Source organism: Bradyrhizobium sp. AZCC 1719, assembly GCF_036924525.1.
Taxonomy (GTDB): domain Bacteria; phylum Pseudomonadota; class Alphaproteobacteria; order Rhizobiales; family Xanthobacteraceae; genus Bradyrhizobium.
In genome coordinates, this window is sequence record NZ_JAZHRU010000001.1 from 6,658,436 (window position 1) to 6,684,129 (window position 25,694).

General features: G+C 63.6%; 24 protein-coding genes. 10 read left to right on the forward strand and 14 right to left on the reverse strand.

What is annotated here, in order from left to right; genetic code table 11:
* Together V1292_RS31460 and V1292_RS31465 are read right to left on the reverse strand one after the other, a co-directional pair.
* Positions 1–1,575 carry an MDR family MFS transporter gene (locus V1292_RS31460; protein WP_334376413.1) on the reverse strand — a complete coding sequence of 525 codons (1,575 nt, stop codon included), beginning with the start codon at positions 1,573–1,575 and terminating at the stop codon, positions 1–3.
* Positions 1,576–1,736: 161 nt separating this feature from the next.
* On the reverse strand, positions 1,737–2,252 hold the full coding sequence (locus tag V1292_RS31465; protein ID WP_334376415.1) for a YcgN family cysteine cluster protein: 516 nt from the start codon (positions 2,250–2,252) through the stop codon (positions 1,737–1,739).
* A gap of 276 nt (positions 2,253–2,528) precedes the next feature.
* Here V1292_RS31465 and V1292_RS31470 point away from each other — a divergent pair, with 276 nt between their 5' ends.
* From V1292_RS31470 to V1292_RS31485, 4 genes are all read left to right on the forward strand, one after another.
* Positions 2,529–4,814: a transglycosylase domain-containing protein gene (locus tag V1292_RS31470; protein ID WP_334376417.1), complete on the forward strand. Its 2,286-nt coding sequence runs from the start codon at positions 2,529–2,531 to the stop codon at positions 4,812–4,814.
* 152 nt (positions 4,815–4,966) lie between these two features.
* Complete coding sequence (locus tag V1292_RS31475) at positions 4,967–5,545, forward strand: DUF1214 domain-containing protein (RefSeq protein WP_334376419.1); 579 nt, start codon at positions 4,967–4,969, stop codon at positions 5,543–5,545.
* The gene (locus V1292_RS31480; RefSeq protein WP_334376420.1) at positions 5,542–6,156 is read left to right on the forward strand and encodes a DUF1254 domain-containing protein; all 615 of its coding nucleotides are present in this window, start codon (positions 5,542–5,544) and stop codon (positions 6,154–6,156) included. The genes V1292_RS31475 and V1292_RS31480 overlap by 4 nt, the downstream gene beginning before the upstream one ends.
* Before the next feature lie 235 nt (positions 6,157–6,391).
* Positions 6,392–6,994, forward strand: coding sequence for a DUF4337 domain-containing protein (locus V1292_RS31485; RefSeq protein WP_334376421.1), 603 nt, complete (start codon positions 6,392–6,394; stop codon positions 6,992–6,994).
* A gap of 185 nt (positions 6,995–7,179) precedes the next feature.
* On the opposite strand, the gene V1292_RS31490 is transcribed toward V1292_RS31485, so the two are convergent.
* Complete coding sequence (locus V1292_RS31490; RefSeq protein ID WP_334376422.1) at positions 7,180–8,034, reverse strand: MBL fold metallo-hydrolase; 855 nt, start codon at positions 8,032–8,034, stop codon at positions 7,180–7,182.
* 93 nt (positions 8,035–8,127) lie between these two features.
* On the opposite strand from V1292_RS31490, the gene V1292_RS31495 reads away from it, so the two are divergent.
* Entirely contained in the window at positions 8,128–9,009 is an 882-nt protein-coding gene (locus V1292_RS31495) for a LysR family transcriptional regulator (RefSeq protein ID WP_334376423.1), read from the forward strand.
* A gap of 130 nt (positions 9,010–9,139) precedes the next feature.
* On the opposite strand, the gene V1292_RS31500 is transcribed toward V1292_RS31495, so the two are convergent.
* The 3 genes from V1292_RS31500 to V1292_RS31510 form a co-directional block, all read right to left on the reverse strand.
* Complete coding sequence (locus V1292_RS31500; protein ID WP_334376424.1) at positions 9,140–9,526, reverse strand: hypothetical protein; 387 nt, start codon at positions 9,524–9,526, stop codon at positions 9,140–9,142.
* Between the two features lie 168 nt (positions 9,527–9,694).
* Positions 9,695–10,468 (reverse strand): hypothetical protein, encoded by a 774-nt coding sequence (locus tag V1292_RS31505; protein WP_442895582.1) that lies wholly within the window; start codon positions 10,466–10,468, stop codon positions 9,695–9,697.
* A 16-nt stretch (positions 10,469–10,484) separates the two neighbouring features.
* Complete coding sequence (locus V1292_RS31510; protein WP_334376426.1) at positions 10,485–10,685, reverse strand: hypothetical protein; 201 nt, start codon at positions 10,683–10,685, stop codon at positions 10,485–10,487.
* A gap of 241 nt (positions 10,686–10,926) precedes the next feature.
* Here V1292_RS31510 and V1292_RS31515 point away from each other — a divergent pair, with 241 nt between their 5' ends.
* Positions 10,927–11,904 (forward strand): DUF2336 domain-containing protein, encoded by a 978-nt coding sequence (locus V1292_RS31515; protein WP_334376427.1) that lies wholly within the window; start codon positions 10,927–10,929, stop codon positions 11,902–11,904.
* On the opposite strand, the gene V1292_RS31520 is transcribed toward V1292_RS31515, so the two are convergent.
* The 3 genes from V1292_RS31520 to V1292_RS31530 are packed head-to-tail and all read right to left on the reverse strand — an operon-like array spanning position 11,901 to position 14,820.
* The gene (locus tag V1292_RS31520) at positions 11,901–12,245 is read right to left on the reverse strand and encodes a DUF1491 family protein (protein ID WP_028348916.1); all 345 of its coding nucleotides are present in this window, start codon (positions 12,243–12,245) and stop codon (positions 11,901–11,903) included. The genes V1292_RS31515 and V1292_RS31520 overlap by 4 nt on opposite strands.
* A gap of 33 nt (positions 12,246–12,278) precedes the next feature.
* A complete protein-coding gene (locus V1292_RS31525) occupies positions 12,279–13,001 on the reverse strand; it encodes a peptidoglycan-binding domain-containing protein (RefSeq protein ID WP_334376428.1) in 723 nt (240 codons plus the stop codon).
* Positions 12,994–14,820, reverse strand: coding sequence for a PAS domain-containing sensor histidine kinase (locus V1292_RS31530; RefSeq protein ID WP_334376429.1), 1,827 nt, complete (start codon positions 14,818–14,820; stop codon positions 12,994–12,996). Before V1292_RS31530 ends, V1292_RS31525 begins: the two co-directional genes overlap by 8 nt.
* Before the next feature lie 422 nt (positions 14,821–15,242).
* Here V1292_RS31530 and V1292_RS31535 point away from each other — a divergent pair, with 422 nt between their 5' ends.
* Both V1292_RS31535 and V1292_RS31540 read left to right on the forward strand, forming a co-directional pair.
* Positions 15,243–15,674, forward strand: a complete 432-nt coding sequence (locus V1292_RS31535; RefSeq protein ID WP_334377221.1) for a DUF5330 domain-containing protein — start codon at positions 15,243–15,245, stop codon at positions 15,672–15,674.
* A gap of 82 nt (positions 15,675–15,756) precedes the next feature.
* Positions 15,757–16,188, forward strand: a complete 432-nt coding sequence (locus tag V1292_RS31540) for a SufE family protein (protein WP_334376431.1) — start codon at positions 15,757–15,759, stop codon at positions 16,186–16,188.
* A 66-nt stretch (positions 16,189–16,254) separates the two neighbouring features.
* On the opposite strand, the gene V1292_RS31545 is transcribed toward V1292_RS31540, so the two are convergent.
* Both V1292_RS31545 and V1292_RS31550 read right to left on the reverse strand, forming a co-directional pair.
* Complete coding sequence (locus V1292_RS31545) at positions 16,255–16,668, reverse strand: MucR family transcriptional regulator (RefSeq protein ID WP_065728006.1); 414 nt, start codon at positions 16,666–16,668, stop codon at positions 16,255–16,257.
* Between the two features lie 172 nt (positions 16,669–16,840).
* Positions 16,841–17,722, reverse strand: a complete 882-nt coding sequence (locus V1292_RS31550; protein ID WP_334376432.1) for a DUF308 domain-containing protein — start codon at positions 17,720–17,722, stop codon at positions 16,841–16,843.
* 358 nt (positions 17,723–18,080) lie between these two features.
* Between V1292_RS31550 and V1292_RS31555 the strand changes: the two genes are divergently transcribed.
* Positions 18,081–19,730 (forward strand): glycosyltransferase family 39 protein, encoded by a 1,650-nt coding sequence (locus tag V1292_RS31555; RefSeq protein ID WP_334376433.1) that lies wholly within the window; start codon positions 18,081–18,083, stop codon positions 19,728–19,730.
* 108 nt (positions 19,731–19,838) lie between these two features.
* Complete coding sequence (locus V1292_RS31560) at positions 19,839–20,822, forward strand: NAD-dependent epimerase/dehydratase family protein (protein WP_334376435.1); 984 nt, start codon at positions 19,839–19,841, stop codon at positions 20,820–20,822.
* Positions 20,823–21,050: 228 nt separating this feature from the next.
* On the opposite strand, the gene V1292_RS31565 is transcribed toward V1292_RS31560, so the two are convergent.
* From V1292_RS31565 to V1292_RS31575, 3 genes are all read right to left on the reverse strand, one after another.
* Complete coding sequence (locus V1292_RS31565) at positions 21,051–22,454, reverse strand: M20/M25/M40 family metallo-hydrolase (protein WP_334376436.1); 1,404 nt, start codon at positions 22,452–22,454, stop codon at positions 21,051–21,053.
* A 6-nt stretch (positions 22,455–22,460) separates the two neighbouring features.
* A complete protein-coding gene (locus tag V1292_RS31570; RefSeq protein WP_334376437.1) occupies positions 22,461–23,783 on the reverse strand; it encodes a glycosyltransferase family 87 protein in 1,323 nt (440 codons plus the stop codon).
* Between the two features lie 138 nt (positions 23,784–23,921).
* On the reverse strand, positions 23,922–25,541 hold the full coding sequence (locus V1292_RS31575; RefSeq protein ID WP_334376439.1) for a helicase HerA-like domain-containing protein: 1,620 nt from the start codon (positions 25,539–25,541) through the stop codon (positions 23,922–23,924).
* Positions 25,542–25,694: the final 153 nt, after the last annotated feature.

Genomic DNA, 25,694 nt, shown 5'->3' on the forward strand with positions numbered 1-25,694 from the left:
CTACTCCGCCATCTCCGCCGGTGTCGACGGGCCGGCCAGGGGCCGCTCCTCCATCGCAACAATGCAAAGCGCGGCGCAGGCCAAGAGCGCGGTGGCGGCGCCGAACACGTAGCGGAATGCGGTGATCATGTCGGCTATTGGTATCGCATTCGCCGGTCCCCGGTGTTCGCCGAGCGAGATCCCGGCGCCCAGCGCCATCAAGAGGATCGCGCTGAAGGCAGCGACCGTGAACGACGACATCAGCGCCCGGAAGAAGTTCATCGCCCCGGTGACGGTGCCGATCTGCGGGCGCGCCACCGCGTTCTGCAGCGAGACCACGCTGACCGGGAACGTCGTGCCAAGCCCGAGCGCGAACAGCGACAGGACGATCAGCAAGCCCCACAGCGGCAGCGTCGTCACGGTCAGCACCATACCGAAGATCGCCGCCGCCGAAGTGCCCACGATGGCCACGCGCTTGTAATGCTTGGCCCGCGCCATGGTCCGTCCGGCGATCGCGGCACCACAGGTGGAGATCGCGGCGAGCGGAATCAGCGCGAGCCCCGCTTCGCTCGCGGTCAGATGATAGACGACCTCGTAGTACAGCGGCAGATGCACGGTCAGCCCGGTGATGGCGCCGAGCGCGCAAGCGCCCGCCACCATGGCGTATGGCACCACCGTCCCACCGAGGAGCGGCAGCGGCAGGAACGGCTCTTCGGCATTGCGCGCGTGCCAGACAAAGGCGAGCGCCAGCGCCACCGAGGCGCCGATCATCGCCATGATCGCGGGCGACAGCCAGGCATAACGGTTGCCGCCCCAGGTGAGCACCAGCATGACCACGACGGCTGACGCCATCAGCAGCACGCCGCCGAGCCAGTCGACCTTGCGGCGCCGGTGGAACACCGGGATCTTGCCCATCTTCGGCAGCAGCAGAAACATCGCGCCGACCGCAAGCGGCACGTTGATCCAGAAGATCATCGACCAGTGCAGATGCTCGGCGAAGACGCCGCCGAGCACAGGGCCCATCAGCCCAGCCGCCATCCAGACGCCGCTGAAATAGGCCTGATACTTGCCGCGCTCGCGTGGGCTCACGACGTCGGAGATCACGGTCTGCACGACCGGCATGATGCCGCCGCCGCCAAGCCCCTGCAGGCCGCGCGCAACGATCAATACCGGCATGTTCGGCGCCACCGCGCAAAGAATCGAGCCGACCGTGAACAGGGCAAGCGAAACCGTGATCATGACGCGGCGGCCGTAGATGTCGCTCAGCGTGCCGAATACGGGTGCAACCGCGGTCGAGGCCAGGAGATAGGCGGTGATGACCCAGGACAGATTGCTGACGTCGTTGAACTGGCGGCCGATGGTCGGCAGCGCCGTCGCCACGATGGTCTGGTCGAGCGCCGCCAGGAACATCGTCAGCAGCAGGCTCATCAGGATGGTGCGGACCTCGTCCGGCGTCAGCGGCGCGGGCGGCGCAATCGGCGGCGCATCGCTGACCTCAATGACCTCTGTCGTGATGCGCGAGAGCTCGCCGCCGATATCGTCGGGCAATGTCGTCTGGTCGGCAGGTTCACGGCCCTGCCGTTGGTGCTGGTTCATGTCGGACGTAATATTGTTCTGCGCGACCAAAGCCGCCGAGATGGATTCGCCATATAGCGAGCACCTTAGAGGGCAAATTCCTCTCGGGGCAGCGCCTCGTGCGCATGGGTGCATCCCGCGAGAATATCGTCGCGTTTCCGTGATCGATCAGGTCGGGAGGTTCAGGCTTTGGGCCGCTTCTTGAGCCGCGCCCGCTTCGGCAATAAGGCCGGCCATTGCACGATGTGGTCCTCGAGCTCTTCGTCGGGGATCTCGTCCTCGGTGCCCTGGACCCGCCCGCGCACCGAAACGCCGGCTTCATGCACGGTATTGGGATCGCCCGAGATCAGCGGATGCCACCAATAGAGATCGCGTCCCTCGGCGACCAGCTTGTAGCCGCAGCTCGGCGGAAGCCAGGTCAGGGTGCGGACGTTCTCGGGCGTCAGGCGGACACAATCCGGAACCTTGTCGGAACGGTTCTGGTAGTCCTTGCACGTGCACAGGCCGGAATCGAGCAGCTTGCAGGAAACATGGGTAAAGTAGATTTTGCCGGTATCCTCGTCTTCGAGCTTTTCCAGGCAGCAGCGCGCGCAACCGTCGCACAGGCTTTCCCATTCGGCGTTGGACATCTCCTCCAACGTCTTGGTTTTCCAGAAGAAACCCTCCTGGCCGGAAGGCGATTTGCGCGGCGCGGTCATGCAATCAATCGTTTTCTCAGGCTCGGTCGGCTGCGGCCCTTCTAGGAGGTCCGGCAACGGAAGCGCAAGCGGGGCACACTACGGAGCCAAAAGCCAACGGCAGCGTTAGGCCTGACCGTCAAAATGGTGAGCGAGAGCATTGGTTTATAGCCCCCGCTCGGATAGAACAATGGCGAGTCTCCGAGGCCGTAAAAGCGCCTTGGGTTTGCCGCAACATCCAAGCAAGACGTCTCGACCGGCCCCGCCGGACGCGACCAGAACAGATCAAGGGCCCCGGTGCGCCAGATCGTACCTCCAGAGCTGCAGCAGAAGATCCGGAACTTCCTTCTGGATCTGGATGCGCGTATCGACTCGACGCTGTTCTCGTCGGGCAAGGGCCTGCGCGAGCTGTACGAGCGCTACTCCACCTTCATGGACCGCTTCTATGTCGGCCGCTGGAAGCGCTGGGTATTCATCGAACCATTTTCGGAAGCCGCCACCATCGGCCTGGGTGGCCTGATCGTGATGCTGGCGCTGGCGATCCCTGCGTTTCGCGAGACCGCCGACGACGACTGGCTGAAGAAATCCGATCTCGCGGTGCAGTTCCTCGACCGCTACGGCAACCCGATCGGCAACCGCGGCATCAAGCATAACGACTCGATCCCGCTGGAAGATTTTCCGGACAATCTGATCAAGGCGACGCTCGCGACCGAAGACCGCCGCTTCTACGACCATTTCGGCATCGACTTCCCCGGTACCGCGCGCGCGCTTGTGACCAACGCGCAGGCCGGCGGCGTGCGCCAGGGCGGTTCTTCGATCACGCAGCAATTGGCGAAGAACCTGTTCCTGAGCAACGAGCGCACCATCGAGCGCAAGGTGAAGGAAGCTTTCCTTGCGATTTGGCTCGAGACGCGGCTGACCAAGAACGAAATCCTGAAGCTATATCTGGACCGCGCCTATATGGGCGGCGGCACGTTCGGCGTCGACGGCGCGGCGCATTTCTACTTCAACAAGTCGGCGCGCGACGTCACTTTGGCGGAATCGGCGATGCTGGCCGGGCTGTTCAAGGCGCCGACCAAATACGCCCCGCACATCAACCTGCCCGCCGCCCGCGCCCGCGCCAACATCGTGCTCGACAACCTCGTCGATGCCGGCTTCATGACCGAAGGCCAGGTGTTCGGCGCCCGGCGCAACCCGGCCTTCGCCGTCGACCGCCGCGACGAAAACTCGCCGAACTACTATCTCGACTACGCCTTTGAGGAAATGCGCAGGCTGGTCGATACCTTCCCGAAATCCTACACCGAGCGCGTCTTCGTGGTCCGTACCTCGATCGACATCAACGTGCAGCGCGCCGCCGAGGAAACGGTCGAAAACCAGCTCCGCCAGTTCGGCCGCGACTACCACGCGACGCAGGCATCCGTCGTGGTTGCCGACCTCGATGGCGGCGTCCGCGCCATGGTGGGCGGACGCGACTATGGCGCGAGCCAGTTCAACCGCGCGACCGACGCCTACCGGCAGCCGGGCTCCTCGTTCAAGCCCTATGTCTATGCCACGGCGCTCATGAACGGTTACACCCCGAACTCGAAAGTGGTCGACGGCCCGGTCTGCATCGGCAACTGGTGCCCGCAGAATTATGGCCACTCCTATTCCGGCTCGGTGACGCTGACCCAGGCGATCACCCGCTCGATCAACGTCGTGCCGGTGAAGCTGTCGATTGCGCTCGGCGGCAAGGTGGCGAACCCGGCCAAGGCTGGGCGTGCCAAGATTACCGAGGTGGCACGCCGGTTCGGCCTCACGGCGCCCCTGCCCGATACGCCCTCGATGCCGATCGGTTCCGATGAAGTCACCGTGCTCGAACACGCGGTCGCCTACGCGACCTTCCCGAACAAGGGCAAAGCGGTGAAACCTCACGCGGTGCTGGAAGTGCGCACCGGCGCCGGCGACCTGGTCTGGCGCTTCGACCGCGACGGCAAGAAGCCGGTGCAAGCCATTCCCGCCTCCGTCGCCGCCGACATGTCGGAAATGATGAGCCATGTCGTCAGCGAAGGCACCGCCCGCCGCGCCGCGATCGACGGCATCCCGACCGCGGGCAAGACCGGCACCACCAACGCCTACCGCGACGCCTGGTTCGTCGGTTTCACCGGCAACTTCACCTGCGCGGTCTGGTACGGCAACGACGACTACTCGCCCACCAACCGCATGACCGGCGGCTCGCTTCCCGCGCAGACCTGGCACGACATCATGGTCGTCGCGCATCAGGGCGTCGAGGTGAAGGAGATCCCAGGCTACGGCATGGGCACGAAGCAGCCCCAGCCCGCCCAATCCGCCAGCGCCGCGGCCAATGGCGCGGCACGGGCGCCGGAGACCAAGCCGGGGCCGCCGCCAGTATTGACCAAGCGCGGCGCGGATATTCTGGTGCGCGTCGAGAAACTGCTCGACGAGGCCGGGAGGGCCGCGGGCAAGACCTCGTCCAACGACCAGAAGCAGCCCTCCAAGCCGATCACGTCAGGCGCGCTGGCGTTCCCGGAGAACTATGTGGCAGCCGCTGGCGAGCGGGCCGCGCCGGCGGAGCGGAAGAATTAAAAGGCATGATCCGGCAGAATCTTAACCGGCGTTCCTCGGAACAGATGCGAAGCGTCCGCCCCGACATGTTCGAAACAAGAGCAGCGCTTCAGGTTTCGGATGAAGCCGGTTCAAGCGGAATCTGACGCCGTGAGAGTTCGGAGCACTGGCCTGTGCGGCTGATCTTCATCACCTTGCTGGCATTGGCGCTTGCCACGGCCGTAGGTCTCGGCTCGACCTACCTGACGGCGACGCGCGGCACCGATCTCGGCACGCTCACGATCGGCGCCTGGACCGCGCGGCCCAAGGCCGGCAGTTCCGAAATCGATCCCTATTCGCGCGCCTCGATTGCCCGCAGCGGCGAATTGCCTGTTGGCACCGGCGACGGCATCGCCTTCACGGCCACCACCGACGACAAGAACAAGCCGCTCGACGGGCGCTGCGACGTAGTCGTCAGCGGGGTGACGCCGGCGGCCCGGTTCTGGACGCTGACGCTGTTCGACCGCAAGGGGCATCTGGTCGCCAATTCGCTGCAACGCTACGGCTTCACCAGCCAGGAAATCGTCCGTGGCTCCGACGGCGGGTTCGAGATCCGGGTGGCGGCGCGCTCGCGAGCCGGCAACTGGCTGCCGACCGGCGGCATCGAGCGCTACGCGCTGATGCTGCGGCTTTACGATACGCCGGTCGGCGTTGCGACGCGCACGCAGCGCGACGCGCCGATGCCCGCCGTCACCACGGTGAACTGCCCATGATCCGGCTGGCATTCACCATCATCGCAGGCGTGCTGCTGGGCGGCGTGGTGCATCTCGTCAGCGTGCTCGCGCTTCCGCGCATCGCGACGCAAGACGCCTATTCGCGGCTGACGCCGATGACCAAAGAGAACGCCGTCACGGCGCTGCCGCTCGCCGAACCGAACAACGCGCCGATGCCGTTCATGGACCCGGCCTTTGCAGTCGCGATCTGCCGCTACGACCTCTCCGGGGGACCGCTCAAGCTGACGGTGCCGGTCAGTCAGGCCTATACGTCGGTGTCGTTCTATACCCGCAACGAAGTCGCCTACTACGCCATCAACGACCGCTCGGCCGGCCGCAAGGTGATCGAGCTCGATCTGATGACGGAGGAGCAACACGGCGAGTTGCCGGAAGATGAGGAAATCACCGCCGCCGACCGGCTGATCATTGACTCCCCGACGACGACCGGCCTGATCGTGCTGAAGGCCTTGGCGCCGGAGCCCGGCCTGATGCCACAGGCGCAAGCCGCGCTCGCGGCGTCGCGTTGCGCCGTGGAGACCGAGCCTCCGCCGGCCAAGCAGCCCGAACCGCCCCCGCCGGCGCCGCCCCCCGCGCCGCGGTCAAAACGCTGATCACGGGCTGCTGGTGAGCAACACATCCCCGTGTTGCCCGCAACGGCAGCGCTCGTAATCCATGGGATCGTGGCTGTTGAAGATCGTTACGGCATCGCCGTGCTCCGATCCCTTCGTATGACCGATCGCGCCTGCCGCATTCTACGGAACAAATCAACGTGCTCGTGCGTCGCGATGGTGACATAACGCCGTTGTTTATCGTGCCTGCCCTTTAGGAGCGAGGAGGAGCCGATCGATGAAAGCCGAAGACGCCGCCGACATGATGGATCAGGAGAAGGCGAACGACCGCTTCAAGCAGCGCGCGGCCGTCGGCATCGCCATTCTGGCGATGCTGCTGGCCATCACCGGGCTTGGCGGCGCCAACGCCGGCAAGGAGGCGACCAACAACAACATCTATGCCGCGAACCACTATGCCTTCTACCAGGCCAAGAACATCCGCCAGACCGACTACAACCTCGCGGCCGATGCGATCGAACTGGCGTTCCTGCAGGACGGAAGCCTCAACGCCGAGGCCAGGACGGCCCTGAAGGCAAAAGCGGAGGCCTATCGCAAGACGGCGGCACGCTACGAGTCCGAGCCCGAGACGCAGGAGGGCAAGAAGGAATTGATGGTGCTGGCCAAGGACTACGAGAGCAGGCGCGACCATGCGCTGAAGCAGGATCCCTACTTCGACTATGCCGAAGCTCTTCTGCAGATCGCCATCGTGCTGATCTCGGTCTCGATCGTCGCGACGCTGCCCTGGCTTGCGATCGTCGGCGGCATCGTCGGTGCCGCGGGTGGCCTGCTGATGGTCAACGGCTACACACTGGCGGTCGAGATACCGTTTCTGGCAACATAGAGGTCCCCACGCGGATGGTGGTGCAAGTGCTGTTTGGCAAGAACGAGGGGAGCGACGACAATGTGATGCAGGCACAAGCAGCGCTCGCCGCGTCGCGTTGCACCACGGAGATCGAGCCGCCACCGGCGAAGCAACCCGAACCGCCCCCGCCAGCCCCCGCCCCCGCGCCGCGGTCCAAGCGCTGATCACGGGCTGCTGGTGAGCGACACATCCCCGTGTTGCCCGCAACGACAGCGCTCGTAATCAACGGGATCATGGCTGTTGAAGATCGTTACGGCATCGCCGTGGTTGGCCTTGAGCGTCCGCAAGCGCTCCTGGTTTTGGACGCGCATGGCGCGATCCATGTCGCCGCGGCGCTGAAACATGCCGAGCACTAGCGGCATTCGTGGCGAAGCGTGCATCTGGCCATGGAAGAAATAGGCATCGCCGGCGTGCAGCAGCCATTTGTCGCCGCTGCGCACGGCGATGCCGCAATGACCTGATGTGTGACCTGGCAGTGGGATCATCAGGATATCGGGTTCGCGGTCGCCGAGCGCGCGCACGCCCTTGAAGCCGAACCAATCCTCGCCACCCTCCCCGTAGAACGCCCAATCCGGACCGTGCTTCCACTGATCGGTGATGTAGCGGCCCTTCGGCGCGGGCGCCGTCCGCGCCACCGCCATGTCGTATTCGCGGCGATGGACATGCACCTTTGCGTTCGGGAAATCCGGAATGCCGCCGGCATGATCGCGGTCGAGATGCGTCAGCAGCAGATGCCGCACGTCGCCTTTCGAATAGCCGAGCGCCTCGACCTGCCGCACGGCCGTCTCGGCCGGATCGAGCCGCGGTGTCGTCTGCCGGACCCATTTGGGACCGAGCCGCGGCGGGTTCGCGATGTCGTCCAATCCGATGCCGGTATCGACCAGCGCCAGCCCGTCATGGGTCTCCACCAGCAAGCAATGACAGACCATCCGTGCCCGCTGAAAAATGCTGCCGGTGCCGTTCACCAGACGCCGGCCGATCGGGCACATGGTGCCGGTGTTGAAATGATGGACACGCATTGACGATCCCTCCTTGGGGTGAGGCACCTTGCTTGCCATCCGGTCTATCATAGGTAAAATATTGATATCCGATAATATCAATAGGATAAACCTATGGATATCCGCGAGCTCCGCTACTTCGCCGCCGTGTTCAGGGAGCGCAACCTGACGGCAGCCGCCAAGCGCTGCTTCATCTCGCAGCCCTCGATCTCGGCGGCCATCACCAACCTGGAGGCCGAGCTCGGCACGGCGCTGTTCATCCGGCACAAGAAGGGCGTGGCGCCGACGGAAGCGGCCGAACAATTCCACGCAGTCGCCCGGCGCATCATCGACGAGGCGGACGCCGCGAAAAACCTGTTCCGAAAACCTGCAACGCGAAACGCGCTGACGCTCGGCCTGATGCGCACGCTGGATATGCCCCGCACGATCGCGCTCCTGAAACCGCTGACCAACACGTCAGATGTCGCGCTCCGTCTCGTCGGCATCAACGAGCCAGCCGACGCCAGAATCATTTCCAAAAATATTCTCCAGTCCGACGAGCACTTCGTCTCGCTATGGATCGAGCGCTACGTCGCGGCGCTGCCGCCGTCGCATCCACTGACGCTGAAGGAGCGATTGCGCACGGCGGATCTCGCCGCCGCCGCCATGGTCGATCGCTGCCATTGCGAGCAGAGCGAATTCTTCGGTCGCGCCGCATTACCGTCGCGCGTGCCCGCGGCGATTGCCGAATCGGAAGACTGGGCGATGGCGCTGGTGGCCGCCGGCGTCGGCATTGCCATCGTGCCCGAAGGCGTGGCGCGCGCCAATTCCGACGTCGTCGTGCGCACAATCGACGTCGACGTGAAGCGTGAGGTCGGGCTCGCCTACAGCGCGGCGCGACCGCCGTCGGAAACCTTACAGAACTTCATCACGAAACTGCAGCGGCAACGGCCCAAAGCGGGTCGCGCCAAATCGGCCGGCAAAGACCGGGCGCTAGGACGAGCACGGATTAAATAAGAGATGTCTGCTTTTGAAGCAAAAGCAGACATGCGCTGATCACTCCGGAACTTTGCCTTTGACTCAAAGCAGACTTGGGGTCAACGTCACAGGTGCCGACTGGTACTTATTTGCTTTCAGCCGAAATGGCCTAGCTCGGCTTTCTGAACTTCCGATAAAAGACCCACGTAGGGGCATGTGGGCCGACTTCGCTGCACTGAGCATATCGAAATAGCTCATCCCGCAGGTAGTGCCCTGGCGGAAAGCGAAGCCTGGCATGGTTTCGTGCAGCTTCCGCGAACATAGGTGGCACGTCGCTGTATGGGCACAGATCATACTGCAGGCGCAATTTTGCGACGATCTCATCAACGGCGGCTTGAAACCCGCTGCCCGGTATAAGTTCGCTTCCACTGCGAACCTCAGCAAACCACCCGCCGTCATCTGAACGGAGTACATAAATGCCAAGCCCCCCGGGATCGCCGATTTCTTGGACGATCTTGCGAAGGAGCTCTTCCGCTGTAACCTTCATCTTGCTCATGTTGATAATCTAAAGAGGTCCGCCTTAGTTGGCGGCCTCTTCCATTCGCCGATGTGACTTTCCGTGTCGCCTATTGAAAGGCTCAGTTGTACCGACAACCTAGTGGCGAACTAAACTAGATTAAGGGAATTTGTTCAATTGCCCGGATGTTATGAGTAACGCGCTGGTCTACCCCTTCACCGTCACGGCCCGCCCGATCACCGGATGGGCCGCAACCGGCGGATTGGCGGTTTGCGCAGCGAGTTCGCCGATCAGGCGGTCGGCGTCGGCTGCGATACCGTCCGGCGCGTGGATCACCAGCCGCTCCAGCGCCCAGCGATACGACGAGATACGCCGCTCCAGGCATTGCTGGACCCATTGCACGATCAGCGTGTTCTCTTCCATGCGCGCGATCGCATCGGCCTGTTCGCGCGGCGACAGTTCCGACACCATCTTCAGGCTGGCGCTGCGCTTGCGGTCGAGTTCGATGACGCGGATGGCGGAGGCAAAGAACGGCTCGAACCTCGTGATGTCGTTGCGAACGTCTTCGATCAACTGCTGGTAACGCGAGGTGTGCGAGCGGTGCGGCTCGTCGATCAGCGCCCGTCCGTAGGTGGTGCGGTCGAACACCACTTTCTGCCGCCATGGCGAGGGCAGCGGCTGATAATCGCCGAACACGCTCTTCCAGGCGGGCCGCGAATGCGGCGGTTCGATGAGGGGATAGGCGAGATCGCGAAGCTGGCGTTCGTTTTCGGTGAGTTGGAAGTGTGAAGGCTTGAGGCCGACGCTGGCCGTGGCCTCGGCGCCTAGCCAGCGGTGCATGTCGTCGTTACGCATGTCGGCGCGGGTGCGGCCGAAATCGCCGCCGCTGCAACCGCCGAGCGCTGCACCTGCAACAAGCAGCATGAAGGCCGGGAGTGACCGAAGCCCGGTGGTCCGGATCGGGAGGCACTTTTCCGGCATTGCAAACGTCCGTCGTTCAGGGGCGCCGCCGGCGACGGCGACCGGGCGCCGTCCCCTCTTCCGGCCCGCGCCCGTCACCGGTTCCGCCGGCTTCGCGTTCGATACGGACAACAGGAAGAATAAGCACGGTACCCAGGCCATCGCGTGGAGCGCCATCCATGGCTGAGCCCGGCCGTCGCGAAGCCGCATCCGCCGGAAATTCAATGATGGTGCCCATATTCCGTTCTCTCTGGTTGCCGCCGACACCACTTGGCCGGCGACACGCCATCATTCAGAACAGAACGTGGTTAACGGCATCTTAATTTGAGGGACCGGTACAGTTACGGGTTCGGCGCCTCTACTCCGTTCGAAAAGCTCGCATTTTATCGAATTCCTTCACGGGCTGTTTTCCTTAACCAACCATTAAAGCGCGCTGCGTAGCCTGACGCGAGGGATTACCGAAGTCGCGTACACCTGACATGACTGCAGCTCCATTGTTTCCGGGATTCGACGGGCTGATGACGCTCTCGCGCCGCGAGGGCGTCGATATCCGCCCGACCTTGCTGCGCGTGCTGACCGACCTTTATGTCCAGGCCAGCGCCCATTCCGCCGACGAGGAGCGGCAGTTCATCGAACTGACGTCCCGCCTGATCGACCAGGTCGACGACGCCACCCGCGCGGCGGTGCGGGCGCGGCTCGCGATCTATCCGGCGACACCGGCCGAGGTCATGGACAGGCTTGGGCTGCGGCGTGCGCACCCCGACCAGCCCCTGCCGCTCGCGGCTGCAATCACCGCTCCCCCGACCGACGCGCCGACGGTGAAGGCGCCGACCGAGGCGCAGTTGCGGATGGCGTCCAATCTGGCAATGCGGCCCAACGATGCCGCCGAGATCAGCGATATGTTCTTCACGGCCGGTCCCAGCGAGCGCGCGCTGATCCTGCACAATCTCGCCGATACGCCGCTGAAGGCCTCGGCGCGAATTCCCGCAGCCCGCGCCGCCCGCGCGCTTCATATCCTGGAAATGGCCGCGTTCGCCGAGGACGCCGAAAGCTTCGCGCTCGAACTCGGCGACGCCCTGATCCTGCCATCGCGGATCGCAACGCAAGTTGTCAATGATCCCGGCGGCGAGCCGCTGGCATGCGCAGCGAAGGCGCTCGACATGCCGAGCGCAATCTTCCAGCGCGTGCTGCTGTTCCTCAATCCGGAATTCGGCTCATCCGTGCACAACGTCTATCGCTTGTCGCGACTTTACGACTGCTTGAGCGAACGATCCGCGCTCGTCATGCTGGCCGCATGGCGCGGCTCGACCATGGCAGTCAGCCGCGCCAAATATCGCGCCGCGCTGTACGACGAAGAACGGCACCGCGCGCGTGCGGCGGGTTCGCAAACACGTCCCGCGGTGCAGCCTGGAACCGCGCCGGCCGCACGCACCGGCACCGACGGCTCGAAGCGCTAAGCTTTCGCCAAATCGAGAAAATGCCGCCCTGCGCGGTCTTCGGTCTCGACGATCCAGGCGTCGGGATCGAAACGGAGTTCCTTGGCGAGACGCTCCTCCACCGATTGCTCGGGCACCGGCTGCGGCGAGGCCGGCGCGAACAGCCGCTCGGCTGGACGACTCTCGTCATAGACGGTCTGCGGCGCAGGCGCATAAAGCATGGCGTTGCCGTCGAGCAGCGCCACCTTGACGAAAACCGCCCCCGCCTCCTCAGCCCCGCGCTTGCGCACGGCGCCAAAAATTCCCTCATTCTGGCAGCGGCGCAGGTAAGCGGCCACCCAGATGGATGATTTCAATCGCATGAGATCAACGATAGGCCGACGAGCGGGCAGATGCTAGTCGATCGGATGCCCGATCATCGCCGTGAGTTCGCGCACCAGGCGATCGGACATCTGGCCGGTCACCGGCAGCTTGCGGTCGCGCTCGAATTTCGAGATCGCGGCCTGGGTGTCCGCACCGACCGCGCCGGTCGGCTTCAACTGGCCGTAGCCATATTGCGTCAGCGCGCGCTGCACCGCCGCCACGCGGCGCGCGCCGGCACTTTGTCCATTCGCCGGAATCGGCGCCGGCGGACGCACCACATTGCTAGGGGGCGCGGCGGGCGCGCCGGTCGACTTGACCACCAGATTGGTCATCGAATCGGCGTTCTTGGAATCATTGTTCCTGGGCTCGGCGCTCTTGGCCTCGACGTGTTTGGGATCGGCGCCCCTCACCTCGACCGGCCTGATTTCCGGCGGATCGGAATCGACCGGCCTTGTTATTTCGACCGGGCGCGGGCGCGGCAGCGGGCTCACGAGGGCAGCTTGCGACGCCGGCAGCGTGACGACCGAGCCGAACATCGGCGAGGGATGGCGGCCGGCCTGCAGGAACAGCGCATTGGCGACGATGGCGCAGATTGCGGCAGCCGCGAGCAGGCCCGCGATCATGTCTTTCGGGCTGTGCAGGAGAATGCGCGTCACGAGGCCGCGCTCTTCCTCCGCTGCTTCGATCGCAACCGCTTTCGCGCCGCGACGGCGGCGGCGCGGCATCTCGTCATCGTCGTCAATACGCCTAGGCACTTTTCTTCACCTGATGGACTTCATCCTGAGATTCGGGATCCTGAGATTCGGGTCGCAGCGCCGGCTTCAGCGTCGCGACGTTGCTCGAAGTGGTCAGCGACGGCGCAAAGTCAAGCGGCAAGGTAACAGCCACCGTGGTACCCTCGCCGACCCTGCTCTGCACGTTCATCTCGCCGTTGTGCAATCCAACCAGACCTTTGACGATCGACAGGCCGAGGCCGGTGCCTTCGTGCTTGCGCTGATAGGTCTTGCCGGCCTGGAAGAACGGATCGCCGATCCGCGCGAGATCCTCGGCCGCGATACCGACCCCGGTATCGGTGACACTCAGCATCAGCCGCGATCCCTCGACCGCGGCGGAAACCGTCACGCTGCCGCCGCGCTCGGTGAACTTGATGGCGTTGGTGATGAGGTTCAGCGCGATCTGCTTGAACGCGCGGGGATCGCCGTTCATCACAGGCAGGTCCTCTGATGCGCGGGTGATCAGGTCGACGCCATTGTCGCGCGCCTTCAGCGCCAGCAAATCGCAGCAGTGCAACAGTGCCGCGCGCGGCGCGAACGGCTCCGGCGAAATTTCGAAATTGCCGGTTTCCATCTTGGACATGTCGAGGATGCCGTTGACGACCGACAACAGATGCTGGCCGGAGTCGTTGATCAACTGCGCGTATTCCCTGCGGCGCGCGGCGTCGAGCATCATCGCCTCTTCGTGCACGATCATCTCGGAGAAGCCGATGATGGCGTTCAGCGGCGTGCGCAGTTCGTGGCTCATGGTAGCCAGGAACCGCGTCTTGGAGGCATCCGCCTGCTCGGCGGCGGTGCGCGCCGTTTCAAGGGCCTGCTCCTGGATCTTGCGGTCGGTGACGTCGCGCATCACGGCGACGACGTCGGCCTCGGGCGAAACCTGCTCGAGCGGCCGGCAACGCATCTCTACCCAGATGAAATCGGCGGAAGCGTTCTGGCCGCGGACCGCGTCGCGGCGCAGGCGGAATTCGACGCTGCGCTGCTCGCTGCCGCGCGCGGCATCCGACAGGGCCGTGAGATAGGCCGGACGATCGGCGACATGGACGCGGTCGAACAGGCCATGGCCGGTGAGCCGGGCGCCGGGCGTGCCGAGCATGGCTTCCGCCGCCGGCGAAATGAACTCCACGGCGCCGCTGCGGTTGTGACGCGAAATCACGTCGCTCATGTTTCGCGCAAGCAGACGGTAGCGGTCTTCCTCGAGATAAAGCAGCGACACGGAAGTGCGCGCCAGCGATTCCGCGCTGACAGCCAGTCCCGCCGCATAGAGCGTTGCCGAAGCAACGCCGGCACCCATCAAGACGGTGCGCAGCGCCGCGTTCGGCTCCGCCATCGGCAGCAGGTGAAAATGCCCGAGCGCGATCAGCGAGGCGGCGCATGACAGCGCAAGCGCAGAGGCAAACACGACCACGCGGCGCGAGGCCGACAGCGCCGCTTCCAGGGGAACGACGATGAGCCAGACCGCAGCGAACGATTCGATGCCGCCGGTGGTCACGGCGACCATCATGACAAGGCCCGCCAGCGCCAGCGCGGACAGGATATGCGCGCCCTCGTAGCGGCCGGTGCGCGACAGGAACCAGGACAACAGGATGGGTGCGATCAGCCAGGCGAAGGCAGCGACCTCGAGCGCCGTGGGCGCACCGCGCATCGCCAGATAGACCGGAAAGGCCGCAAGCGCCACCAGGCTGCCGAGCAGCCGCGGCGCCATGAAAGCGCGATGACGCGCACTCGTCAGCGCATCATATCGTGCCGAGGGATGCAGCAGCGCATCGAGACAATCGCGGATGATACTCAAAACAGTCACGGCTCTCGCGCTTCGGCTTGTTCGTCAGACAGACGCGCCGGAACGCCCCCTTATCTTTGCGTCACCGTGTCAGAGTGAGCTTAAGCGAACGCTAAGGCCCGGCGCATGGCCGACCAACAACGCGCATCCGCGGAGTTTTGACGTCCCACACGACGGTCATTCGACCCGGATGGTGAACGACAGGTTTCCAGCGCGATCGATCTATGGTTTCGAAATGGTGGATACGCGAGCGGCGCGAATTTTCGCGCGGCGGTGATCGTCAATCGAAAATTTACGCCGAATCGAATCGTTGCGGTTTTCAGAAAATTTTCGGCGATTTTACCTCAATGCAAACACTTGCGATTTATCGAGGGCTGTTAGTCAGAAACAAAGCTAGCGGACTTAACCGCAACACAACCATAAGAGACGACCGGGGTCGCGAGATGTTTTTTCTGCTTCGCATGGCATTCTGGCTCGGGCTCGTGCTCGTGCTGTTGCCCAGAGAAAAGACGCCTGAATCGGACAAGGTGCCGCAGATCGGCGCGTCCGAGGCCGTATCGGCTGCGACCGCCGCCGTCTCCGACATGGGACAGTTCTGCAAGCGCCAGCCGGCGGCCTGCGAGGTCGGTGGCCAGGCCGCCACCGCGCTCGGCCAGCGCGCCCAGGACGGCGCCCGCCAGTTGTACAAGATCATCACCGACAAGAAGCCGGAGCCGCCCGCCGTCCCCGAAAAGAAGCCCGACCATACCAGCTCGATCGGCACCGCCGGCGACGCCGAGGCCGTCATCGCGGCCGCCTCGCCCACTGACGCGCTGACGGAGGACGATATGGCGATCGAATGGCGGATGCCGCGGACGCCCTTGGCTTCAAAATAAGGCCGCGGAACCGGTTCCGTTTCCGTCGCTTTCGTTCAATCCGCATCCTATATAAGGCTTACGAAAACGGACGCGGGCCAAGATGACGATCGACGAAATCAGGGACAATTTCGAACTGCTTGACGAGTGGGACGACCGCTACCGGTACGTCATCGAACTCGGCCGCACCCTCGACCCGATGCCGGAGGCCGAGCATTCCGCCGCGAACAAGGTCAATGGCTGCGTCAGCCAGGTCTGGCTTTCCAGGCAGATCGACCGCAGCGGCAACGGCGAACCGAGGCTGAAATATCTGGGCGACAGCGACGCTCACATCGTGCGCGGCCTGATCGCGATCCTGCTCACGCTCTATTCCGACCGCACGCCGCAGCACATCCTTTCAACCGATGCGCTCGAGGTATTCGACGAATTCGGATTTCGCGAGCACCTGACGCCGCAGCGTTCCAACGGCCTACGTTCCATGGTCGAGCGCATCCGCTCCGACGCGCGTGAGGCGCTTGCCGCGGCCTCGTTATAGATAGGCCTATATTTGGCGCGTTTTCTTCACGCGAACCGGTTCCCACTTCGCTTGAAAACGCTTTGGCTACTTCCGCTTCCGCGCCTGCTGGCCAAGTCCCATCTTCTTGGCGAGTTGCGAACGCGCCACCGCGTAGTTCGGCGCCACCATGGGATAATCCGGCGGCAGCCCCCATTTGTCGCGGTATTGCTCCGGCGTCATGTTGTACTGCGTGCGCAGATGGCGCTTCAGCGACTTGAAGCGCTTGCCGTCCTCCAGACAGACCAGATATTCCGGCGTCATCGACTTCTTGACCGATACGGCCGGCTTGGCTGGCTCGAGCGGGGTCTCGGGCCGGCCGCTCGACACCCGCATCAGCGCGGCATGGACCTGGCTGATCAGGTTCGGGATTTCCGAGGCCTGGGTCGGATTGTTGCTGAGATAGGCCGATACGATATTGGCGGTCAGTTCGACGGGCGTCTTGCCTGCGGGATCGGTCATGGCTCAACCTTCTGGGATCACGATGCATCTGTACGGTTCGGACAGTATCCAACCGCACCTATACATCGGCGGCATCCTATACAACTTGGCGTATATGAACGAAGTGCCGGGAAATTGACAAGAACGGCGCTGCTTTATTTCCAATAGTCGCCGTCCGGCAAGTATTGCCGGTTCAGGACCGCTGATCGAGATGCGCGCGCAGTTCGTCGATCGAGGCGAAGCGCATCATCCCCTCGGGCATCTGGGCCTCGATCGAACCGTCGGAGTAGAGGGAGTAGGCCATGCCATCGACGACGCCGGACTTCAGCACTGTCACCGCCGGCTGATCCTCCGTGCGCGGCGGTCCACCATTGGCTTCCTCGGGCGCCGGGGGAGTGCGGCCGCCGCGGCGCTGCAGCGGGGTTTCGCCGGATTTTGCGCGCTCCGCTTTCGGCCAGGTATCCTCGAACGACGGCCGTGGCGGTTCGGCCGGCGGCACGGCGGGTGGATTGGAACGAAGGTCCGATGACAAAAGGTCCGGCGGCAGCAGCTCACTGGCGCGCCCCTGCGCGCGCTCGCGCTCTCTTCGTGACGTCGAGGAAAACAGCAAATTGCGCTTCGGTTTCGGAGCCGATGGTGGGGTTTCGGGGTGTGTCGGCTCCGGGATCGGGTGATCCCGCAGGACAGCCTCGTTCTGCCAAGGCGGCGGCGCCGCCGGCGAGAAAGGCGGCGGTGCGGTTGGGGAGAATGGTCCGGGACCAGTGGGCTGCTCGGCGGCCGGGAAACCGCCGCCGAATGCAGCGGAATCCCGCGTCGCCGCAGCAGGAAGCACCGGCCGCACCGCAGCCTCGCCGCGCGCTTCAGGCATACTGGCGCCGAGCCGCCGCGCAACGTTCTTCAGCTCCCGGACCGCTATCCAGAGCGCGAGCATGATCGCGCCGGTGCAGACGCCGATCACGCCGGCGATGATCAGCGTGTTGCCGGTGCTGAATTCCTTGATCGGTATCCCGAAGCCGATCGCCAGCAGCCCCGCCAAAACGAGGCCGATCCCGGCGACCAACATAACAACCATCATTGAACTAACCCCTCAGCCGCGCCCGAAACGCTCGCAAGCCGCCCAACGCCACGATACCGTCATACTGTGCGCATCGCCACCCCGCCAATTGCACACCGGGTTCCGCATGGCGTTGTTCGGTTGCAGGAATTCTGACAGGAATCCTGGTCGCAGGTGTTTCGTGCCATTCAGGTGCCGTTCACTCCGGCACCCGTAACTTTACCGCCTACCAATTACTGCCCTTTTGTTGCATTGCATCAGGGATTTACGCCACAATTCCCAATTACTTGGTAATGGAACTGCGCTATATGGGTACCCGGGGAATGAGGCTCAAGAATATCCACGCTGGGCCATAGGGGACGCTGGGTTACCAATCGCCATGTCATCCATTACGACTTCTGCTCTCGATACGCCTGCGCGGCGCTCGGTGGAGCGGACCTGTGACGACCTCGCCATCTTCGCGTTGGCCGTTGTCACGCTCGTTGCTGGCCTGACCTTCCGCGACTATGGGCTGGGCTGGGACGACTACACGCACGCCGAATATGCCGATCTGCTGCTGCGGATGTACGGTTCCGGCTTCACGGACACCGGCGCGCTATCGTTCGCCAATCTCTACATGTATGGCGGCGGCTTCGACATGGCGGCGGCCCTGCTGCACAAGGTCATTCCACTCGAATTGTTCGAAACGCGCCGCCTGCTCGGCGCCGTCGTCGGCCTGATCGGCCTTGCCGTGACCTGGCGGCTGGCGCGGCGCGTCGGCGGCCCGCTTGCCGGGCTCGCGACGCTGCTGCTGCTGGCGCTGTGCCCGACCTTCTACGGGCACATGTTCATGAACCCGAAGGACGCGCCGTTTGCCGTCTCGATGGTGATCCTGATCCTGGGTCTGGTGCGCCTCGCCGAGGAGTATCCCGCGCCCTCACCGCGTACCATCCTGATCATAGGCCTCGGCGCCGGTCTCTCGATCGGCTGCCGGATTCTCGGCGGGCTGGCGGTGGTCTATGCGATGGTGGGCTTCGTCCCGCTGTTGATCGAGGACGTTCGCACGCAAGGCTGGCGCGAGGCGATCCGCCGCTTCGCCCATGTCGTGTACGTCCTGGTCCCGGGGCTCGTGTTCGGATACCTGATCATGGGCCTGGTGTGGCCGTGGTCGATCATGGAGCCCGGCCATCCGTTCCAGGCGCTGACCTATTTCTCGCATTTCTTCGAAAAGCCCTGGAAGGAAATGTTCGACGGCGCGCTGGTCTCGGTGCCCGACATGCCCTGGTCGTATCTGCCGACGCTGTTCGCGCTGCAGCTTCCCGAGATATTGCTCGCACTTCTGGTTGGCGGTGTCGTCGGCACTTTCATGTCGCTGTCGCGCGCTGACGTAGCTGCCCGCCGCAAAACCATCCTGTTGATGCTGACGCTGGCGGCGACGCTGCCGCTGGTGATCGCGATGGTGAAGCGGCCGGCGCTCTACAACGGCATCCGGCATTTCATCTTCGTCGTTCCGCCGATGACGGTGCTTGCGGGCGTCGCGTTCGCCTGGGGAATGAAATGGCTGAAGCAAAATCGCCGCAGTTGGCAGCCCGCCGCGCTTGCAGTGTTCTCGTTCGGTTTGCTGTTGCCGCTCAGCGAGATGATCCGCCTGCACCCTTATGAATACACCCATTTCAATCACATTGCCGGCACGGTTCGCGGCGCCGACAAGATGTTTATGCTGGATTACTGGGGGCTGGCGCTGAAGCAGGCTTCCGACGGTCTGCGCGAGGATCTGGTCGAACGGCAGGAATTTCCGCCACTGGGACGCAAGTGGAAGGTCGCGGTGTGCGGCCCGCAGCGTCCGGCGCAGGTGGCGCTCGGCCCGGACTTCACGATCGGTTGGGACAGCCAGTCGGCCGACTTCGCGATGACGCTGGGCGAGTTCTACTGCAAGGGCCTCACCGCGCCCGTCATGGTGGAAATCAAGCGCGACGACGTCGTGTTCGCGCGCGTCTACGACATCCGCGGCCGCGCCATCTCGACGTTGCTGGCAATTCCGGCGCCCTGATCCCGCATAACAGCCGCGCCCGGCCCGTGCCTTGCTGCTGAGCTGGCGCAGGGCTACGTTCGCTCCCGAAAATCAACAATTCTCGAGCGCGCGAAAGGTTGTGGCGGCGTGACGGTACTGGTGACCGGCAGTTCCGGCCATCTCGGCGAGGCGCTGATGCGTACGTTGCAGGCGCAGCGGCGCAAGGCCATCGGCATTGACGTTCTGCCCGGCGTGTTTACGCACCATTTGGGCTCGATCGCTGACCGCGCTTTCGTGCGCCGTTGCATGAAGGGCGTGACGACCGTGCTGCACGCCGCGACGCTGCACAAGCCGCATGTCGCGACCCACAGCCGCCAGGAATTTATCGACGTCAACATATCAGGCACGCTTAATCTGCTCGAAGAAGCCGCTGCAGCCGGCGTCACGGCGTTTGTCTACACCAGCACCACAAGCGTCTTCGGCGAGGCGCTGGTGCCACCGCCGGGCGAGCCGGCGGCATGGATCACCGAAAACGTCACGGCGGTGCCGAAAAATATCTATGGCGTCACCAAGGCTGCCGCGGAGGATCTGTGCCAGCTCTTCGCGCGAAATCACGCGCTTCGCACCATCGTGCTGCGCACCTCGCGTTTCTTCCCTGAAGAGGATGACAATCGCGCGACACGCGAGGCCTACACCGACGCCAACATCAAGACCAACGAGTTCCTCTATCGCCGCGTCGATATCGAAGACGTGGTCAGCGCGCATCTGATGGCGGCCGACCGCGCGCCATCGGCCGATTTCGCGAAATACATCATCAGCGCCACCACGCCATTCTCACGGAACGACACGGCGGAACTGCGCCACGACGCGCCGCGTGTGGTCCGCCGTTACGTGCCGGAGTTTGAGGCCGAATTTGCGCGGCGCGGCTGGACGATGATTCCAGGCATCGATCGCGTCTACGTCAACGACCGCGCACGTGCCGAACTCGGCTGGCAACCGCGCCATGATTTCCGCGCACTGATTGCGCGGCTGCGGGCCGGCGAGGACATCCGCAGTCCACTCGCGCGGGAGATTGGCAGCAAGGGCTATCACGACCGCGTTTTTCGCGGGGGACCTTACCCGGTGGAGTGACGGCACCGCGAGAGTAACCGGTGGACAAGCCGCGTGGATGCGCTAAACTGCCTGTTACACACCCTCTACACGTCTCGGAATCAAACGCCGTCCAATCCCGGGCGGCGTTTTTGTTTGTTGGCCTGTAGGGTGGGCAAAGCGAAGCGTGCCCACCATTCAAAGGCTATGGCTCGGAGAGATGGTGGGCACGTCGCTAGCGCTCCTTTGCCCACCCTACATGCTACACGCTTAGCGCGGCGTCTCCGCGAACGCGCCCAGGATCCGCGCCCAGGAGCGGATGCCCTTGTGATAGCTCCTGAGATCGTACTTCTCGTTCGGCGAATGGATGTTGTCGTCGTCGAGGCCGAAGCCGACCAGCACGGTGTCGAGGCCGAGCGTGCGCTTGAAATCCGCCACGATCGGGATCGAGGCGCCCGAGCCGATCAGGAGCGCTTCCTTGCCCCACTCGTCCGTCAGCGCTTGCTTGGCGGCGGCCAGCGGCTTCATGTTCCAGTCGAGCGCAATGGCCGGCGCGTTGGAGTGGTCGGTGAACTCGGCCTTGCAGTCGGCAGGCACGCGCGCCCGAACGTAATCTCGGAAAGCCTTGCGGATCTTTTCCGGGTCTTGTCCCTCCACCAGGCGGAACGAAACTTTCGCGGAAGCTTCCGCCGGGATCACGGTCTTGGAGCCTTCCCCTGTATAACCGCCGATGATGCCGTTGATGTCGCAGGTCGGGCGCGAGGAAACCTGCTCGATCAGCAGGCGATCCTTTTCACCGGCCGGAATCGAAAGACCGATCGGCTTCAGGAATGACTCCGGCGTGAGGTTCAGATTCTTCCACTGCGCCAGGATGTCCGGCGGCAGGTCCTTCACACCATCGTAGAATCCGGGAATGGTGATGTGGCCGTTCTCGTCATGCAGGCCGCCGAGAATGTTGGTCAGCACCCGGATCGGGTTGCGCGCGCCGCCGCCAAAAATGCCGGAATGCAGGTCGCGATTGGCAGCCTTGATCTTGACCTCGTCATAGACAAGCCCGCGCAGCGAAGTCGTGATCGCCGGCGTGTTCTGATCCCACATGCCGGTGTCGCAGACCAGCGCGAAGTCCGCCTTCAGATCGGCCTTGTTCGCTTCCAGGAACGGCACGAAGTTCTTCGATCCGATTTCCTCTTCACCTTCGATAATGATGGTGATGTCGACCGGCAGCGAACCTGTGACCTTCTTCCAGGCGCGGCAGGCCTCGACGAAAGTCATCAACTGGCCCTTGTCGTCCTCCGCACCGCGCGCGACGATGATCTTGCGGCCGTCGGCATGGTCGGTGACGACGGGCTCGAACGGCGGCCGGTGCCACAGATTGAGCGGATCGACCGGCTGCACATCGTAATGCCCGTAGAACAGAACGTGCGGCCGGCCGTCGCTGCTGCCATTGAGCTTGGCAACGATCGCCGGATGCCCCGCCGTCGGCCTCACCTCGGCCTTGAAGCCGAGTGTGGCGATATCCTTCGCCAGATGATCGGCGGCCGCCTTGCAATCGCCAACAAAAGCCGGATCGGCCGAGATCGACTTGATCCGCAACAGCGCGAACAGCCGCTCGAGACTGTTGTCGAAATCGGCGTCGATGTGATCGAGGACCGGCTGGATCTTGGCGTTGGACATGGCTTGCTATCCCTGGCTATGAGCCTTGTTGTTAGCGTCAAGTTGTAGCTGGCCCGCGGCCTGAGGCAAGGCAACATCCGCGGCAGGCGGATGCAATATGTGCCAGACCAGCCCCGCCACGAGCAGGATGGTGGCGGCGAGATTGTTGCCATAGGCCTGCAGATCAACCGGGAACAGCGGCAGCGACAGGCACAGCAACCCGCCCGCGACGGCGAGCAACGTCCATGTCCCGGTTTTGACCGCCGGGCGCGGATCGTAAGCGGCACGGTGGATCAAAACAGTGATCGGGAAGAACAGCCACAGGAAGTAGTATTGCCGGGCAAGCGGCGAAGCGACCGTGATCAGGCAAAACAGGATGGCGATCTCTTCGGCATCCGACCGTTCCGTGCGGCGCGAAGCCGGCGGCATGACAGCGAGATAGCCGAGCCCGATCGCGAGCGAGATCGCCACCACGATCCAGTTCGCCGTCCTGAAATCGACGTCGACGATGTTCATCGTGCGCACGGGTTTGGCCGGATTGTCCTGGTTGTAGTTGACCGGCCGCGTCAGCCGGTGCGTCACCGCGATGATCGACTGGTTGACCCACGACCAGTTCTGCGTATCGCGCTGCCCGAACCCCTTCTCCGAGCTCGAACCCACCATGCCCTGGTACCAGGTCCTCAGTTCCGTGAAATTGTGCTGGAAGCCGCGAAACGGCGCCGGCAGCACGAACAGAAACAGGCCGATGAAAACCAGCATGCTCGCGGCTGCCGCCCACTGTCTTCGCCACACCAGATAAGGCAACACCGCGACCGGAAACACCTTGATCGCGGTAGCGAGCGCAAACATGCTTCCTGCCATCCAGCCACGGTGATCGCGTAGCAGCCAGAATCCGTAGAGCATCAGCGCCAGCAGCAGCAAGTTCGGCTGGCCGAGGTCGAACATGTCGAACACGAAGGTGACGGTGACGAAGCCGGGCAATGCTTCCAGCCATGGCCCGGGCTTATGTCCTGATCCCGCCATCGCGTGCGAGAATTGCGCCGTCATCCACCACGCGACGACGTTAAGAAACGACAGGCAGAGATAGAGCGGGATCTTGCCGAACCAGCTCGGGATCGCCAGCAGCACCGCCGACAGCGGCGGATAGATGAATTCGAAATAGGCGGCGGGGTCGTCAGGGTAGAGATTCTTGCCCTGCAGCACCTGCTGACCGGCCCAGAACCAGAGCGGATAGTCCTTGGTCTTGCCGTTGCCCCAGAGTTCCGGGACGAGGACATCGGCGGTCAAAGCGATGCAACATACCAGAAACAGGATATCGAGCGGCCTTCGTAGCGACGGATATCTCAGCACACGCTCGTTCCGGATTCAGAGGAGATTACGTCGCAGCTCTTCACGCGAACCGACAACACCTTCGCTCGAAAAAGTCTCATCTCTTTGTTTGAGCATGATCTTTTCGGAAAACCGCTTCGCACTTTTCCGGATCATGCTCTAGCGCCGCAGCAAGCCGCCGAGCGCGCCGCGCACCAGCGCGCGACCAACTGAACCGCCGAGCGAGCCACCAACCGATTTGCCGAGATCGGCGACGATGCCGCCGACCACCTTGTTGGTGACGGACCGCGTAACGTCTCGTGCAATCACCTGGCCGGTCGACAGCCTGCCGCGCCTGACGTTGGTGCCGAAGATCGTGCCGACGATCGAGCCGATCTGGCCGAGAATGCCGCCGCCGCCACCATCCTGGCCCTCCGCAGGCGCCGCCGTCGTGGCTACCCGCTTCTGCAGCATCTCGTAGGCGGATTCGGCGTCGACCGCGGTGTCGTATTTGCCTTTGACCGGGCTCTTGCCCATGATCGCCTTGCGCTCTTCCGGCGTGATCGGCCCGATCCGAGCCGTCGGCGGCCGGATCATGACGCGCTCGACCATGGTCGGCGTACCACCGCCTTCAAGGAACGACACCAGCGCCTCGCCCTTGCCGAGCTCCATGATGACGCGAGCGGTGTCGAGCTTGGGGTTCGGCCGGAAGGTCTGCGCCGCCGCGTTCACTGCCTTCTGGTCGCGCGGCGTGAAGGCGCGCAGCGCGTGCTGCACGCGGTTGCCTAACTGCGCCAGCACCTTGTCCGGCACGTCGATCGGGTTTTGCGTGACGAAATAGACGCCGACGCCCTTGGAGCGGATCAGGCGGACCACCTGCTCGATCTTGTCGAGCAATGCCTTCGGCGCATCGTTGAACAACAGATGCGCCTCGTCGAAGAAGAAGACCAGTTTCGGCTTCGGCAGGTCGCCGGCTTCCGGCAGCTCTTCGAACAGCTCCGACAGCATCCACAGCAGAAACGTCGCGTAGAGCCTCGGGTTCTGCATCAGCTTGTCGGCGACCAAAATGTTGACCATTCCCCGGCCGTCGCTATCGGTCTTCATGAAGTCTTTCAGCAAAAGCGCCGGCTCGCCGAAGAATTTAGTGCCGCCCTGGTTTTCCAGCACCAGAAGCTGGCGCTGAATGGTGCCGATCGTTGCCTTGCTGACATTGCCGTAACTCTGCGCGGCCTTTCGGATTTCGGCCAGCTCATCCTCCTCGGCATCCGGCCCCCTTTTGCCGCCGGCGGGCGCGATCGCATCCAGCAGCGACCGCAGATCCTTCATGTCGATCAGCGTCAGGCCGTTTTCATCCGCCACACGGAACGCGACGTTGAGGACGCCTTCCTGCACGTCGTTCAGGTCGAGCATTCGCGACAGCAAAAGCGGTCCCATTTCCGTGACCGTGGCGCGAACCGGATGGCCCTGCTCGCCGAACACGTCCCAGAACACAGTCGAGAACTGGTCGGGCTGGAAATTGAGGCCCATCTCGCCGGCGCGTTTGAGGATGAAGTCCTTGGCCTCGCCGATCTCGGAAATTCCGGACAGATCGCCCTTGATATCGGCCGCGAACACGGGAACACCGGCGCGGGCAAAGCCCTCCGCCATCACCTGCAGCGACACGGTCTTGCCGGTGCCGGTCGCTCCGGTGACGAGGCCATGCCGATTGGCAAGCGCCAACGTCAGCCAAGCCGTCTGTTCGCCCTTTCCGATGAAGATCTTGTCGTCAGTATCGGCTGTCTTGTTATCGGAAGTCGCCATCGCATCGCCTCTTCGCGCGCCGGGGGATTTGGTGGGCGATCATATCGCATCCTGCCCGCCGATTGAAACCGTCGGCGGTACATACGTGAGCATTCGCCCGCCTCTTCGTTCATGCTTTCTCATACTTTTTTCCAACCTTCGGCAGAAAAATCG